This is a genomic window from Aquirufa novilacunae, assembly GCF_045310505.1.
Classification (GTDB): Bacteria; Bacteroidota; Bacteroidia; order Cytophagales; family Spirosomataceae; genus Aquirufa; species Aquirufa novilacunae.
Window position 1 is genome coordinate 227290 of the sequence record NZ_JBEWZG010000001.1, and the last position, 13487, is coordinate 240776.

A 13487-nucleotide genomic window follows, 5' to 3' on the forward strand; every position below is an offset into this window, starting at 1 on the left:
ATTTCGAGATAGATGTGAAACCTTTTTTGTAATATTGTTAATTCATTTCGTTAAACATCCTATGGGCAAAACTATCGCGATTGCAAATCAAAAAGGGGGAGTAGGTAAAACAACGACAGCCATAAATTTAGCTGCGAGTTTAGCTGCTTTTGAGTTTAAGACCCTTTTGATTGACGCGGACCCTCAGGCGAATTCAACTTCTGGTTTAGGTTTTAATCCGAAAGAAGTTAAAAACAGTATCTACGAATGTATGGTAGGTCTATCTAGCGTACAGGATAGCATTTTACCTACCGAAGTTCCCTTTTTAGATATCATTCCCTCCCACATTGATTTAGTCGGTGCAGAGATTGAAATGATTAATCTAAATAACCGGGAAAGAAAGATGAAAGAGGCATTAGAGGCTGTAAAGGATTTGTATGATTTTATCATTATGGATTGTTCACCTTCTTTAGGTTTAATAACCATTAATAGCCTTACCGCTGCAGATTCGGTGATTATTCCTGTGCAATGTGAATATTATGCCTTAGAAGGATTAGGCAAATTATTGAATACGATTAAGATTATTCAATCGCGTTTAAATACGGCCTTAGTGATAGAGGGAATCTTGTTAACCATGTACGATTTGCGTTTACGTCTATCGAATCAGGTAGTGAATGAGGTAAATTCTCATTTTAAAAATATGGTGTTTGAGACGATTATTCCAAGGAATATTCGCTTATCGGAATCACCTAGTTTTGGTGTACCTGCCATCTTGCATGATGCGGATAGTAAGGGGGCCATTAGTTATTTAAATTTAGCCAAAGAAATTATTCGCAAGAATGGTTTGCTAGTGACCAACTAGGTTCAGATATATGAGTGCAAAGCAAGAAAATTCAAAGAAGAGAACGGGTTTAGGTAGAGGTTTAGGTGCCTTGTTAGAGGATTCTGATGGAGGTGGACTACAATCTCGTCATCCATCTGATTTCGCAGGAAGCCTAGAAGGGGTGAATTTAATGGATGAGATTTCTTTGGACTTAATTGAAACGAATCCCTTTCAACCTCGAGAATATTTTGCCGCTGAGGCATTACAAGAATTAGCCGAATCGATCCGTGTTCAAGGTATTATTCAACCGATTACGGTTCGTAAGGTTTCTGCCAAAAAATACCAGTTAATCTCCGGTGAGCGACGTTTTCAAGCGTCTAAATTAGCTGGGTTGAAAACAATTCCGGCCTATGTTCGGACGGCGGATGATCAGCAAATGATCGAAATGGCCTTGATCGAGAATATTCAGCGAGAGAATCTCAATGCGATTGAGATCGCCCTTTCCTACAAGCGATTGATGGAGGAATGTGATTTAAAGCAAGAGGACTTAGGCGCTCGTGTAGGTAAGAATCGTTCGACCGTAACCAATTACATGCGTTTATTGAAATTGCCACCTCATATTCAAGTGGCGATTCGTGATAATAAATTGTCTATGGGCCATGCGCGTTGCTTAGTTTCCTTGGAGGATGCAAGTTTGCAAAATGCCTTATTTTTAAAAGCCATCGCAGAAGATTGGTCCGTTCGTCGTTTAGAGGACGCGGTTCGTCAGTCTGGGAATATCGATACGGTTGCCACAGGTTCTACCACAACCAAGGTGTCTGCCCATGATTTACAGGCGTGGCAAGCGACTTTGAAATCCTTCTTTAAAACCCCAGTAGCATTGAAAATAAATGAGAAAGGGGAGGGAGAAATTAAATTAAGCTTTAAAACGAAAGAGGAGCTTTTAACCATTCTTAACAAGGTTCAATAATGTACTTAAGGTACTTCCTGTTAGTTTTGCTTTTGCCGATAGGCCTACACGCAAAGGATGTGAGGGATACGGTACAATTGAAACCGGTAGTTAAACCGTATAAAATCATTCCTCGACAAGCAACGCTTAAGTCTTTAATGATTCCAGGTTGGGGACAATTGTACAATCGGCAATATTGGAAGTTACCTTTAGTGGCGGGAGCCTTTGTTTCTTTGGGAATGATTGCGAACTGGAATGATGTTCGCTATTCAAAGTACAGAGGGTATTATTACCAGGTTTCTCTTCATCCGGATGATCCTACCTATAAACCTCCCACCACGGTGGCGGTACCTTATGAGGATGGGACAATTCGTGATTTAGATGTAAATCAGTTGAAGCGTTTAACGGATGGTTATCGCAGAAATAGGGATTATACCTACATTGGTATGGTGTTAGCCTGGACCTTGAATGTGGTGGACGCGAATGTGAGTGCGCATTTGAAAACATTTGATGTGTCGGATGATATCAGTCTTAAAGTGAAGCCTACGGTTGATTACCAGCCTTTTTCCCAAAGTTTGGTATCCGGCCTCACCTTAACATTTAATTTTAAATAAAGATGAAAATAGTATTAATCGGTTACGGTAAAATGGGCAAAGAGATCGAGCGTTTAGCGTTAGGTCGTGGCCATCAGGTTGTAGCCAAGATAGATGTCGATAATCAAGCAGATTTGCAGTCTTTAAGCGCTTCAGATGTGGATGTGGCTATTGAGTTTTCGAATCCAGCTTCGGCATATGCGAATATTTTGACGTGTATAAATAAGCAGATCCCAGTGGTTTGTGGAACGACGGGTTGGTTAGAGAAGAAGGCAGAGGTTGAGGCTTTGACTAAAGCAAAGAATTCCACGTTCTTTTATGCTTCTAACTATTCGATCGGTGTAAACTTGTTCTTTCGTTTGAATAAGATGTTAGCTCAGTTAATGTCGCCACAAAAGGAATACGATATTTACACCAATGAAATTCATCATTTAGAAAAGAAAGATTCGCCGAGCGGAACGGCCATTACGATTGCTGAGGGCATTATTGATGCCTATCCTGCAAAAGACAAATGGGTGAATAATGAAATTCCAGCTGCGAATGAGGTGGCTATTTGGTCACAACGGGAGTCGATTATTCCTGGAACGCATACGGTAAAATATATTTCCAAAGTAGATCAAATCGAAATCACTCATGAGGCATTTAGCCGGGAGGGTTTTGCCTTAGGTGCCGTCATTGCAGCTGAGTGGGTTAAAGATAAAAAAGGAGTCCTAGGAATGGACGATATGTTAAAATAAGATGAAGGAGACGAAAGAAACACCTAAAAAACAAAAATCAGCTTTCAGAGAGTGGTTAGATTCTGTGGCTTTTGCTGTAGTGGCAGCCACGTTAATTCGCTTCTTTGTTTTTGAAGCCTATACGATTCCTACTCCATCTATGGAAGGTTCCCTCATGGTAGGTGATTTTCTATTTGTGAGTAAACTTCACTATGGTGTTCGTACGCCCAAGACGCCTTTACAGTTGCCATTAACGCATCAAAAGATTTGGTTTACGAATATCCCTTCTTATTTAAGCTGGTTGGATTTGCCTATTTATCGCCTTCCTGGATTCTCTTCTGTGAAGCAAGGGGATGCGGTTGTATTTAATGTGCCTAATTTTGAAGAGGATGGGGATGCACCGGTAGATTTGCGTACTTTCTATGTTAAGCGCTGTGTAGCGACTCCTGGGGATGTATTAGAGGTGCGCGATCAACAAGTGATTGTGAATGGCAAGGCCATGGAGAATCCGGTTCGCATGCAGCATCCGTTTTTCATGAAGACGAAAGAGAATTTGGATGAAAAATTCTTTGAAGAATATGGCATTCGCAATTCCCCAGACGCTAGTTATGATTCAGCGGATTGGTTGCCTTTAGCGGAACCAGATTCGCAAAATGTGCTTTGGGGCTATAAAATGAATACATCAAAGGCGATGGTGGATGAAATTCAAGCCTTAGCTTTTCCTAAAATCTTTGATAAGGATCTTTTTAAAGATCCTAAAGGAGTCACTTTTATAGATATTTTCCCACATGATACCACCTTATTTAAGTGGAATCGTGATTTTTATGGTCCGTTAAAAGTGCCTGCTAAGGGTTTAACGGTTCCGATGACACCGGCTAATGTGGCCCTTTATGGGGAAGCCATTCAGAAATACGAAGGTAATAAAGACGTGAAGATTGCTGGCTACCAAATTACGGTGGAAGGGAAAGCAATAACATCGTATACGTTCAAACAAGATTATTATTTTATGATGGGTGATAACCGCCATAATTCGGCTGATTCACGTTTTTGGGGTTTTGTGCCTTCGGACCACATCGTAGGAAAAGCGTTCTTTGTCTGGATGTCGATTGATTCAAACAAAAGCTTATTCTCGTCAGAGTTTTGGAAGATTATCCGCTGGAACCGATTGTTCCGTTTTGTGGACTAAGCTTTGTTATCTATAAAAAAAGGCAGCTCTCGGGCTGCCTTTTTTGTTTACAATACTTTTAAAACGAATCCTTTCAGGTAATTGCTCTCTGGATGGAATAAGTTAATCGGATGATCAGGCGACTGTGTCATCTGATGAATCACTTGAATTTCGCGTCCTACCGCAATTCCAGCGGCAACAAGCATATTGTAGAATAGATCTCTCGTAATAACTTGTGAGCAAGAATAGGTAAACAAGAGCCCATTCTTCTTGATTTTACGTAACGCTAATTCATTGATTTTTTGATAACCTTGTAAAGCCTTGTGCTTTGCGTTCATGGATTTAGCGAAGGCCGGTGGATCTAATACGATAATATCAAACTCATCTTCATTAGCCTTTAAATAGGGTAGGGTTTCACCCACAATGGCTTCATGCTGCAAGTCTTGCATTTTATTTAAAGCAATATTGGCGTTGACTAAATCAATGGCTTTGGCCGAAGCATCCAATGAAATAACAGACGCTGCACCAGCCTCTAAGGCATAAAGTGAGAAACCACCTGAATAACAGAACGTGTTGAGGACGGATTTCCCTTTAGCGTATTTTGCTAACAGGGCTCTGTTTTCACGCTGGTCAATAAAGAAGCCCGTTTTCTGTCCTGTAATCCAGTTGATCGAAAATGAAATTCCATTCTCTTGGACCTTATATGGAACCGCTACCTCGCCAAATACGAAGTCATTTGTGCAATTCTGTGCATATTCGGTCGGTAATGTTTCTCTACTTTTATCGTAGATCGCCTTGATCTTCTTACCTAATACCTTTTTTACGGCTTCCACGATTTCATCTCGGTCGCGGTGCATTCCTATCGTATGGGCTTGAAAGACAAGCACATCCTTGTATAAATCCATGATTAATCCGGGGCAACCATCCCCTTCACCGTGTATTAAACGGAAGGCATTGGTTTTTTCCAAAGGTAATAAGGCACGTAGATCCCATGCGTTTTGGATGCGATTCTCCCAAAAAGCTTGCTTCGATTCAATGGCTTGAAAGGAGATGATTTTTACGGCGATACTTCCATTATGAAAATGGCCTGTTCCAAGGAATTCTTCACGTGAACTATAGACATTAACCCAATCACCGTCTTGCAGTTGTGGACTTTGTTTCGCAATTGCTCCGGAGAATACCCAGGGATGAAAGCGCTTAACGGGTGCATCTTTTCCTGGTTTTAATTGAATAAATGGGTTGGTGTTCATTTTGCAAAATTGCAAAATTTATTCGAAAGATGGTTCGCCTGCCGTTAACCAAGCAGAATACCAGAGGTCACCCACATGTTGAACAGAGGCCATAAACCTAGATTCTATTTGTTTATTTAAGGCTTTGTGGTAAGCTAGACTATATTTTAGGCTTGGTGTTTTAATTAAGGTGGTACCTTTTTGTTCGAAACTATATTTTTCCGCTTCTTTCAACGACTGACTAATTTTGCTGGCCATGGTAAACAAATGGGGTAATTCTCTATGAGAAGCTAACACCCAAGTCCAGCTCATTTGTTGCACATTCGAAATGTGGGTCGCGGGGCCGCTAAATTGATCTAATTTATTGCCTAGAAGTTCAGGAATACGGGATTCCCAAAAACTATGCAGGCCACTTTGTCCTGTTTTTTGGCCGTCATAATTCGAACTCGTATGTAAAGGAACATGCGCATCGGCGATATAATGTCCTAGTTCTGCAGATAACTTGATAATTTGCAGGCTATCCTTTTTTATAAAGGCATTCACTAGACGCTGGTATACGATAGGAATATGCCAAGGAACGATGCCATGCTTGCGTAATGAATCCTCAGACGTTCTACGCAACATTTGCTCCCAGGTGCTAAAACTCACTTTGTTCAGATCATAGATATCTAGATCAATATAATGCCGCGCAGCTTCCTCATCCAAGATATACCGCCTCGCATCTGGCAAAACGGCCAATTCTTGTAATTCCTTTTGATGCCTTCGGTAGAATAGATGTAAAGCGGGAGGGAGGGTGTAAATAGCGAGTAAATTAATCTTCCGATGTCCAAAAAATCCCCAGGTTGTCTTCGCATGTACTTCTGAAGCCATACAGAAGAATAATAAAATTTTAAGGATAGTCTTGCTACTTATGTTCATATTACTTACTTTTGCATTTCAATTTTGTAAAAAGAGAATTTTATTTAACAGATGGCAAATCATAAATCAGCACTAAAGCGTATCCGTTCTAACGAAGCAAAGCGTTTACGTAACCGTTACCAACACAAATCAACTCGTACATTAATCAAGAAATTGAGATTGACGACTGATAAATCAGTGGTGATCGAGCTTTACAAGCAAGTTTCATCTTCTTTAGATAAATTGGCTAAGAAGAACATCATCCACAAGAATAAAGCTGCAAATCAAAAATCTAAATTAGCTAAGTTAGTGAACAAAGTAGCTGCTTAATTTTAGATAATCAAGATAGTGATAAACCCCTCCACAAGAGGGGTTTATTCGTTTATAAGGTCTACCTTTCAGACATGAAAATGGTCAAAAAGGAAGATTTACCTCGGGAGAAATTAGCTCGTCTAGGAGCTGCGGAATTAACATTGGTCGAAATACTGACCCTCCTCATTAGTTCAGGTTTTGCGAATCACTCAGCAGAAGATTTAGCGAACAAACTTGTTCAATCGGTTAGTGGAGATCTAAGTGTTCTGGCTCGATATAATCTGTTTGATTTTAAGAAATTACCAGGAATAGGCACGGCAAAGGCGGCTCTGCTAGTCGCATCGCTTGAATTAGGACGAAGAAGGCAGATATATGAGTCTAGCTCTAAATTCGTGGTTCGTAATTCAGTCGATGCGTATGAGGTTATTAAACCTTATTTAGCCGATTTGATTCGAGAAGAGTTTTGGGTATTTCATCTTAATCGTGCGTCCTCGGTTGTATTAGCAGAAAAGTTAAGTATCGGAGGAGTTTCCGGAACGACGGTAGATATTCGCCTTTTATTCAAATCTGCTTTGGAGCGTTTAACGTCCTCCATTATTTTAGCTCACAATCATCCAAGTGACCAGATGTGGCCTAGTAGTTCAGATATTGAATTAACGAAGCAGGTGATGGAAGCGGGAAGGTTATTCGATATCGACGTGGTAGATCACCTCATCGTGGGGGCATCCACTTTTTACAGCTTTGCTGATAATGGGAAACTAAACTAAAAGAGAGAGGATTATTTCCCTCTCTCTTTATAGATTTTTTGAAGTTTAGCACCTACTACAATTGAAATTGCGAATAAGATGATAAAAAACGCTGCTCCTGAATATCCCATTGTATTGTTGTTTAATGATTCAAATTTACGAATTATTTTAAAGAAGTCCTTTGGTGCTTGGCAAAGAATCTAAATTTTTTCGATCTCTGTTTACTGCAATTTTTATCGCCTTGGCGAAACCTTTGAAGATCGCCTCTATCTTATGGTGCTCATTTTCTCCCGTAGCTTGAATATTTAAATTACATCTAGCTCCATCTGAGAAGGATTTGAAAAAGTGAAAGAACATTTCAGTCGGCATTTCGCCAATCATCTCCCGTTTAAATGTGGCTTCCCAAACCAGCCAATTGCGGCCAGAAAAGTCGATAGCTACTTGTGCTAAACAATCATCCATGGGTAATAAAAAGCCGTAGCGTTCAATTCCTTTTTTATTTCCCAAAGCTAAGGCAAATGCTTCCCCTAAGGCAATGCCCGTATCCTCTATCGTGTGGTGCTCATCGATATGTAAATCGCCAGCCACTTTGACAGAAAGATCAAGATTTCCATGTTTCGCGATTTGGTCTAACATGTGATCGAAGAAGCCTAAGCCTGTTTCGTTCTTAGCTATCCCTTTTCCATCTAAATTTAAATCAATGGAAATTTTCGTCTCATGTGTATTGCGCTCATGAACAACGCGTCTATCTGGTAAGAGGAAGAATTCGTGTATTTCATTCCAATGTTGACATTGCAAAGCGGTATAGGCACTTAATTCAACGGGTATCTCTAAGTCGCCGATAAATATTCCTTTGGCGCCTAAATTTTTTGCTAATTCAATATCAGTTATGCGATCACCTAGTACAAAAGAGTTAGCTAGGTCGTAGTCATTCGTGAAGTATTCACCTAACATGCCAATGCCTGGCTTACGAGTAGGTTTGTTTTCGTGTTGAAAGCTGCGATCGATATGAATTTGCTCGAAGATAATGCCCTCAGAAGCAAAGATGTCCAACATTTTTTGATGAACTGGCCAAAAGGTGTCCTCTGGAAATGATTCAGTTCCAAGACCGTCTTGATTCGTTACCATGACCAATTCATAATCGGTGATGGTAGTGATTTTCTTTAGATTAGAGATGACCCCAGGTAAGAAAGCGAGCTTTTCGAAGCTATCAACTTGCTGGTCAATTTTTGGTTCTTCAATTAAAGTACCATCTCTATCAATAAATAACACCTTTTTCATCTTACAAAGGTAAGCAAATAAAAAAAATAAGGTAATTTTGGGCTAGAAATAATCCTTATGAGCCAAGTATTTGCTTTAATAACACCGGAAGAAAAAACGTTTTTTGCTAAGCGATTAGCAGATTTGTGCACGGAGAAGCAAGAAAAAGTACTGGACTTGATTCCAGCTTTTGAAGCGGTTGTATTAGGTAGTGCACTCAAATTATTTCGAAATAGAATCCGTTTCAATGCGCTCTACAATTTTATGCTCGCTAAATCTGCTCCACAAGAGGAGGTAGCGAAGTTGTTAAGTTCAGGAAAAGGAATGCCTGATTATGAATCTTTGTATCGTTTTGGCGAAGGAATGATGGGCATTTTATTGCCTGATAAGAAAAGTGCCATTGCTACTTTATTAGGTGGGCAATTGGGCGCTAAGAGTTCAACGATTATTAAAGGTTTAACCTTGAGTTATGCGTTGTATGGTTTTCGCTTGAAAGAGTATGATTACGATGCTTTACGGGATTTTAAATCCTTCGGGGAATATTATCAACCGACAAAGAATGATTTTTATGCCTTAGCGCCTCCGAAAATTCAGGTAGCTTTAATTGATATTTTGGTGTTGAAGGATGTGCTTAAAGGGGATTCGGTTGTTTATGATGAGCCTTTTTCGCCTTCAGATGATAAGACTAAACGTAATTACTCGATCTTTTTAATTAGCCTTGTTGCAGGTGCAATTATTGTTGCTTTGATTTTATTTTTTGTTAATCGCACTAGTGAAGAGGCGCCAATCGATAAAGAAGAGACGAGTGAAATCATTCCCATTGACAGTTTAGCTAAGTTAAATGATAGTTTAACGAAGGTGGCATTAGATTCATCTAGAGCTACGAATGATTCGCTTACTACTTTAGTTTGGCCGGAAGGAAAGCCATTTCAGGTTCCCAAAGAATCAATTATTGTGGCTTTTCATGCGTATGTGTCCGATTCAACTGTCGTTACTCCACTTGATTTAGCGTGTACTGAGCTCGAGTTTTCAGATAAAACTGAATTATTATCTACTCCTAAAACCTATCTATTTAAGCAAATAGCATCTGGTTTAACTAAGTTCAAGGAGGTGGATGTTCAAGTCCAAGTTTCTTCCGAAAAAGGGCCTGCAACAGCGAAGGAGCATGCATATGTGTTAAAGAATCGATTAGTAGGTGAAGGCTTGAATCCCAAAAGAATTACGGTCGCTACTTTGCCTAATTCCTCGAATAATGAAATCATTTTCAGCTTTAAGAAGCGTTCTTCATTAAAATAGTACAATTTTATTGCATTCTAATTTAATAAGAGGTACTTTTGTGCTTTGTTTATTAAATACATCCGCAGGAACTCTCTTTTTTCCTTTTTTCAAAGGCTATCGGCAGGAGTTAAATTACGGATGTGTTCGGGCATCGTAATTAAATATATCAAATGAGTGAAAAAATTCGCTTCGATTCGCTTCCATTGTCGGAAGGAATCCAAGAAGCAGTAAAAGAAATGGGCTTTGAGTTTGCTTCTCCCATCCAATCAGAAGCAATTCCTTTCGTAATGGAAGGTCGTGATGTCATCGGTCAAGCGCAGACAGGTACTGGTAAAACAGCCGCCTTCGGTATTCCGATGATTGAGCATATTGTTCCTTTTGAGAAGTATGTTCAAGCAATCATCTTATGTCCTACGCGTGAATTAGCGGTTCAAGTTTCTGAGGAAATGAAGAAGTTGTCTAAATATACAAAAGGGGTTTGGGTGACGACGGTATATGGTGGAGATTCCATTGATCGTCAAATTAAGTCTTTGAAAGCAGGGGCAAACATTGTAGTAGGTACTCCAGGTCGTGTTATTGACTTGATCGAGCGTCGTGCCTTGAAATTAAATCAAGCATCGATGATCGTTTTAGATGAGGCAGATGAGATGTTAGATATGGGTTTCCGTGAGGATATCGAAAGCATATTGGAAGAAATTCCAAATGAGCGTCAAACAGTCTTGTTCTCAGCAACTATGTCTAAGCCGATTATGGCCTTGACGAACCGTTATTTAACTAACCCTAAATTAGTTAAAGTGGTAAAGAATGAGATCACGAACGTAAACATCGAGCAATTATACTATGATGTGAAGGGTCGTGCGAAAATGGAAGTGACAACACGTTTGATCGACTTCTATTCCTTAAAATTGGTTTTGATTTTCTGTAACCAAAAGAAACGTGTAGACGAAGTAGTAGAAGAATTGATGTTGCGTGGTTATGCAGCGGAAGGCTTACACGGTGACTTACGTCAATCACAACGTACGCAAGTAATGAATCGTTTCCGTGGTGGAAATGTGAGTTTCTTAGTGGCGACGGATGTGGCAGCTCGTGGTTTAGACGTAGATAACGTAGATGCCGTAATCAATTACGACATTCCATTAGATGAAGAATATTATGTACACCGTATCGGTCGTACAGGTCGTGCTGGTAAGTCTGGTAAGGCGTTTACTTTAGTGGTAGGTGCTGAGCGCAATCGTTTGCGTGATATCATGAATTATACGAAAGTAAAAATTGATAAAGGCGTGATTCCTACTTTCTCTGACGTAGTGGGGGTTAAAAAGGGAATGTTTATCGATCGGGTAGCTGCTACGATCGCTGAAGGCGGTTTAGAATTGTTTGATGATGCTTTACCTAATTTCCAACATGCTGGATTCACTGTGGAGCAAGTTGTGGCTGCGTTAGTTAAGATGAACATGGGTGTCGTGAAGAACGAATTCGGTGATGAGAATCTCGAAGGCGATATGGAACGTAGCTCACGTAAGTATGGTCGCGATGAACGCGGTGGCGGAGGTCGTTTCGAAAGAGGCGGTGGCGGTGATCGTTGGGGCGGTGGAGATCGTGGCGGAGATCGCCGTGGTGCTGGCCGTTTCGAAAGAGGTGGTGACCGTGGTGGAGACCGCGGAGGTCGTTTCGAAAGAGGCGGTGATCGTAATTCGGCTCCTCGTGGTCCTCGTATGGATCGCGAAGGCAAACCTTACCGTTCTGACGAAAACATGGTGCGTTTAGTCGTGAATATCGGATTCAACGAGAAAATATCTCCTTCTAACATCGTAGGAGCATTCGCTGGAGAATCTGGAATTCCAGGAAACGTTTTAGGCCAAATTCAAATCGAGAACAAACACACGTTTGTGGATGTACCGAAAGAATATGCGAATGTGGTATTAGACAAAATGGCGGGAGCTCAAATTAAGGGCAAACGAGTAAATGTCGATATTGCGAAAGCAGACAAATAATCAAAAGGGGCTCAATTTGAGCCCCTTTTTTGTTACATTTTACGAAGGTAAAAATTTTGTTTCGGACAAATGGGTTTGAAAAATACTAAACCTAGATCATACAGATCCACCGTTTGAATAACAGATGGGTGTGATTTAAGTGAATTCCAAAAAGGCTCGTTTCTATAAGGTTTTGGAATTAAAATGACGTCATTTAATGTCATCTGAGCTGGTTCAAATTCTGAAGACATTTCTATAATTTTTCCTTCAGTATATCGCTTCTTCAATTCCTCAACTAATTGTTCATAAGTTAATTGACCCTTGAGGAATGGATTTAAAAGTTCACAATACAAGGCATAGATTGAGGGTGAATGTAATCCATGCGCTGTTTGTGCCTTGAGATAAAATTGAAGCCGATTCATTAATTCAGATGGTAGGCAGGAATAAGCTCAAAAGGAGGGATGTCTACTTTAAAAGTAGCCTGATTTTCTAAATTCAGGAATACATAATGTCCGCTCATTTTACCAATGGAGGATATCAATGGACAACCAGAAGTGTAGGTAAATGAATTGCCGGGCTCAATGATCGGTTGCTGTCCTACCACACCTAAACCGTTCACCGTTTCTTTAGAACCAATACCATCTACAATTTCCCAAAAACGACTCACAAGCTGTCCTGGTTGGTTACTCAAGTTTTTGATTGTAATTTGGTAGGAGAAAAAGTGTTTGTAAGGAGGATTTAATTCCATTTCTGGTAGATGTGTGGTGTCTACTGAAATTATAAATCCATTTGAAAAAGCTTCTGTCATCCTATAAAGGTCTAATGAGTAATCTGAAAGTAAAATTAGCTGATTCTTTGAATAATGAGTGGAAAAAGGTGTTGAATTCATCTTTGACATCTCCTTATTTTTCCGAGTTATGTTCTTTTCTAATGCTAGAATATGGCCAAAAGGATATTTTTCCACCCATCCATCAAGTCTTCTCCGCTTTTCACCGTTGTTCCTTTCAGCAAACCAAAGTCGTTATTATAGGCCAGGATCCCTACCATGGAGAGGGACAAGCACAAGGTTTATCGTTTTCTGTTCCCGCAAACTTCCCTTTGCCGCCCTCGCTAAAAAATATTTACAAGGAATTGTATGTTGATCTGAAAGTGATTCGGTATTCGGGTGATTTAAGTTCTTGGGCAGATCAAGGCGTTTTGCTTTTGAATAGCGTGTTGACCGTCCGTTCAGAAGAACCGGGTTCACATGCCAAGCGCGGTTGGGAACAATTTACAGAAGAAGTGGTCAGTCAGCTAAGTCAACAGAAAGAATCCGTGGTATTTGTTCTGTGGGGTGCTTATGCCCAAAAGCTAGCTAAGCACATTGATGCTCAAAAGCATTTCATCATTCAGGCGGCACATCCATCTCCCTTATCTGCGAATCGAGGCGGATTCTTTGGGACGAAACCGTTTTCGAAAATCAATGAGTACCTGGTGAAGAGTGGGCAGGAGGGGATTGATTGGGCTCTTTAAAGTACAAAGCAAAAAGTACAAAGAACAAAGTAGGAATCGCCTCCGGCGATGGCTTCGT

At 40.2% G+C, this 13487-nt stretch carries 15 protein-coding genes; 10 read left to right on the plus strand and 5 right to left on the minus strand.

Annotated features, from left to right (window positions below):
* Positions 1-61: 61 nt before the first annotated feature.
* Genes V7S74_RS01015 through lepB form a run of 5 tightly spaced genes read left to right on the plus strand, consistent with a single transcriptional unit; the run spans position 62 to position 4246 of the window.
* Entirely contained in the window at positions 62-841 is a 780-nt protein-coding gene (locus tag V7S74_RS01015; protein ID WP_406776915.1) for a ParA family protein, read from the plus strand.
* Positions 842-851: 10 nt separating this feature from the next.
* On the plus strand, positions 852-1772 hold the full coding sequence (locus tag V7S74_RS01020; protein WP_406776916.1) for a ParB/RepB/Spo0J family partition protein: 921 nt from the start codon (positions 852-854) through the stop codon (positions 1770-1772).
* On the plus strand, positions 1772-2365 hold the full coding sequence (locus V7S74_RS01025) for a DUF5683 domain-containing protein (protein WP_406776917.1): 594 nt from the start codon (positions 1772-1774) through the stop codon (positions 2363-2365). The genes V7S74_RS01020 and V7S74_RS01025 overlap by 1 nt, the downstream gene beginning before the upstream one ends.
* Before the next feature lie 2 nt (positions 2366-2367).
* On the plus strand, positions 2368-3081 hold the full coding sequence (gene dapB / locus V7S74_RS01030; RefSeq protein ID WP_406776918.1) for a 4-hydroxy-tetrahydrodipicolinate reductase: 714 nt from the start codon (positions 2368-2370) through the stop codon (positions 3079-3081).
* A 1-nt stretch (position 3082) separates the two neighbouring features.
* Positions 3083-4246 carry a signal peptidase I gene (gene lepB, locus V7S74_RS01035; RefSeq protein ID WP_406776919.1) on the plus strand — a complete coding sequence of 388 codons (1164 nt, stop codon included), beginning with the start codon at positions 3083-3085 and terminating at the stop codon, positions 4244-4246.
* 47 nt (positions 4247-4293) lie between these two features.
* On the opposite strand, the gene V7S74_RS01040 is transcribed toward lepB, so the two are convergent.
* Positions 4294-5475, minus strand: coding sequence for a class I SAM-dependent rRNA methyltransferase (locus V7S74_RS01040; protein WP_406776920.1), 1182 nt, complete (start codon positions 5473-5475; stop codon positions 4294-4296).
* An 18-nt stretch (positions 5476-5493) separates the two neighbouring features.
* The gene (locus tag V7S74_RS01045) at positions 5494-6324 is read right to left on the minus strand and encodes a zinc dependent phospholipase C family protein (RefSeq protein WP_406776921.1); all 831 of its coding nucleotides are present in this window, start codon (positions 6322-6324) and stop codon (positions 5494-5496) included.
* A gap of 99 nt (positions 6325-6423) precedes the next feature.
* Here V7S74_RS01045 and rpsT point away from each other — a divergent pair, with 99 nt between their 5' ends.
* Positions 6424-6681 (plus strand): 30S ribosomal protein S20, encoded by a 258-nt coding sequence (gene rpsT, locus V7S74_RS01050; RefSeq protein WP_406776922.1) that lies wholly within the window; start codon positions 6424-6426, stop codon positions 6679-6681.
* A 74-nt stretch (positions 6682-6755) separates the two neighbouring features.
* A complete protein-coding gene (gene radC, locus V7S74_RS01055; protein WP_406776923.1) occupies positions 6756-7430 on the plus strand; it encodes a RadC family protein in 675 nt (224 codons plus the stop codon).
* 147 nt (positions 7431-7577) lie between these two features.
* Here the strand turns inward: radC and hisB are convergent, their stop codons facing one another.
* Positions 7578-8690 (minus strand): bifunctional histidinol-phosphatase/imidazoleglycerol-phosphate dehydratase HisB, encoded by a 1113-nt coding sequence (gene hisB / locus V7S74_RS01060; protein ID WP_406776924.1) that lies wholly within the window; start codon positions 8688-8690, stop codon positions 7578-7580.
* Positions 8691-8747: 57 nt separating this feature from the next.
* Between hisB and V7S74_RS01065 the strand changes: the two genes are divergently transcribed.
* A complete protein-coding gene (locus tag V7S74_RS01065; RefSeq protein WP_406776925.1) occupies positions 8748-9965 on the plus strand; it encodes a hypothetical protein in 1218 nt (405 codons plus the stop codon).
* Positions 9966-10117: 152 nt separating this feature from the next.
* Positions 10118-11938: a DEAD/DEAH box helicase gene (locus V7S74_RS01070; protein WP_406776926.1), complete on the plus strand. Its 1821-nt coding sequence runs from the start codon at positions 10118-10120 to the stop codon at positions 11936-11938.
* A gap of 32 nt (positions 11939-11970) precedes the next feature.
* Here V7S74_RS01070 and V7S74_RS01075 read toward each other — a convergent pair whose 3' ends face one another.
* On the minus strand, positions 11971-12168 hold the full coding sequence (locus tag V7S74_RS01075) for a hypothetical protein (RefSeq protein ID WP_406776927.1): 198 nt from the start codon (positions 12166-12168) through the stop codon (positions 11971-11973).
* 170 nt (positions 12169-12338) lie between these two features.
* Positions 12339-12725 (minus strand): Co2+/Mg2+ efflux protein ApaG, encoded by a 387-nt coding sequence (gene apaG / locus V7S74_RS01080; RefSeq protein WP_406776928.1) that lies wholly within the window; start codon positions 12723-12725, stop codon positions 12339-12341.
* A gap of 14 nt (positions 12726-12739) precedes the next feature.
* Here apaG and V7S74_RS01085 point away from each other — a divergent pair, with 14 nt between their 5' ends.
* Complete coding sequence (locus V7S74_RS01085) at positions 12740-13429, plus strand: uracil-DNA glycosylase (protein ID WP_406776929.1); 690 nt, start codon at positions 12740-12742, stop codon at positions 13427-13429.
* Positions 13430-13487 lie beyond the last annotated feature (58 nt).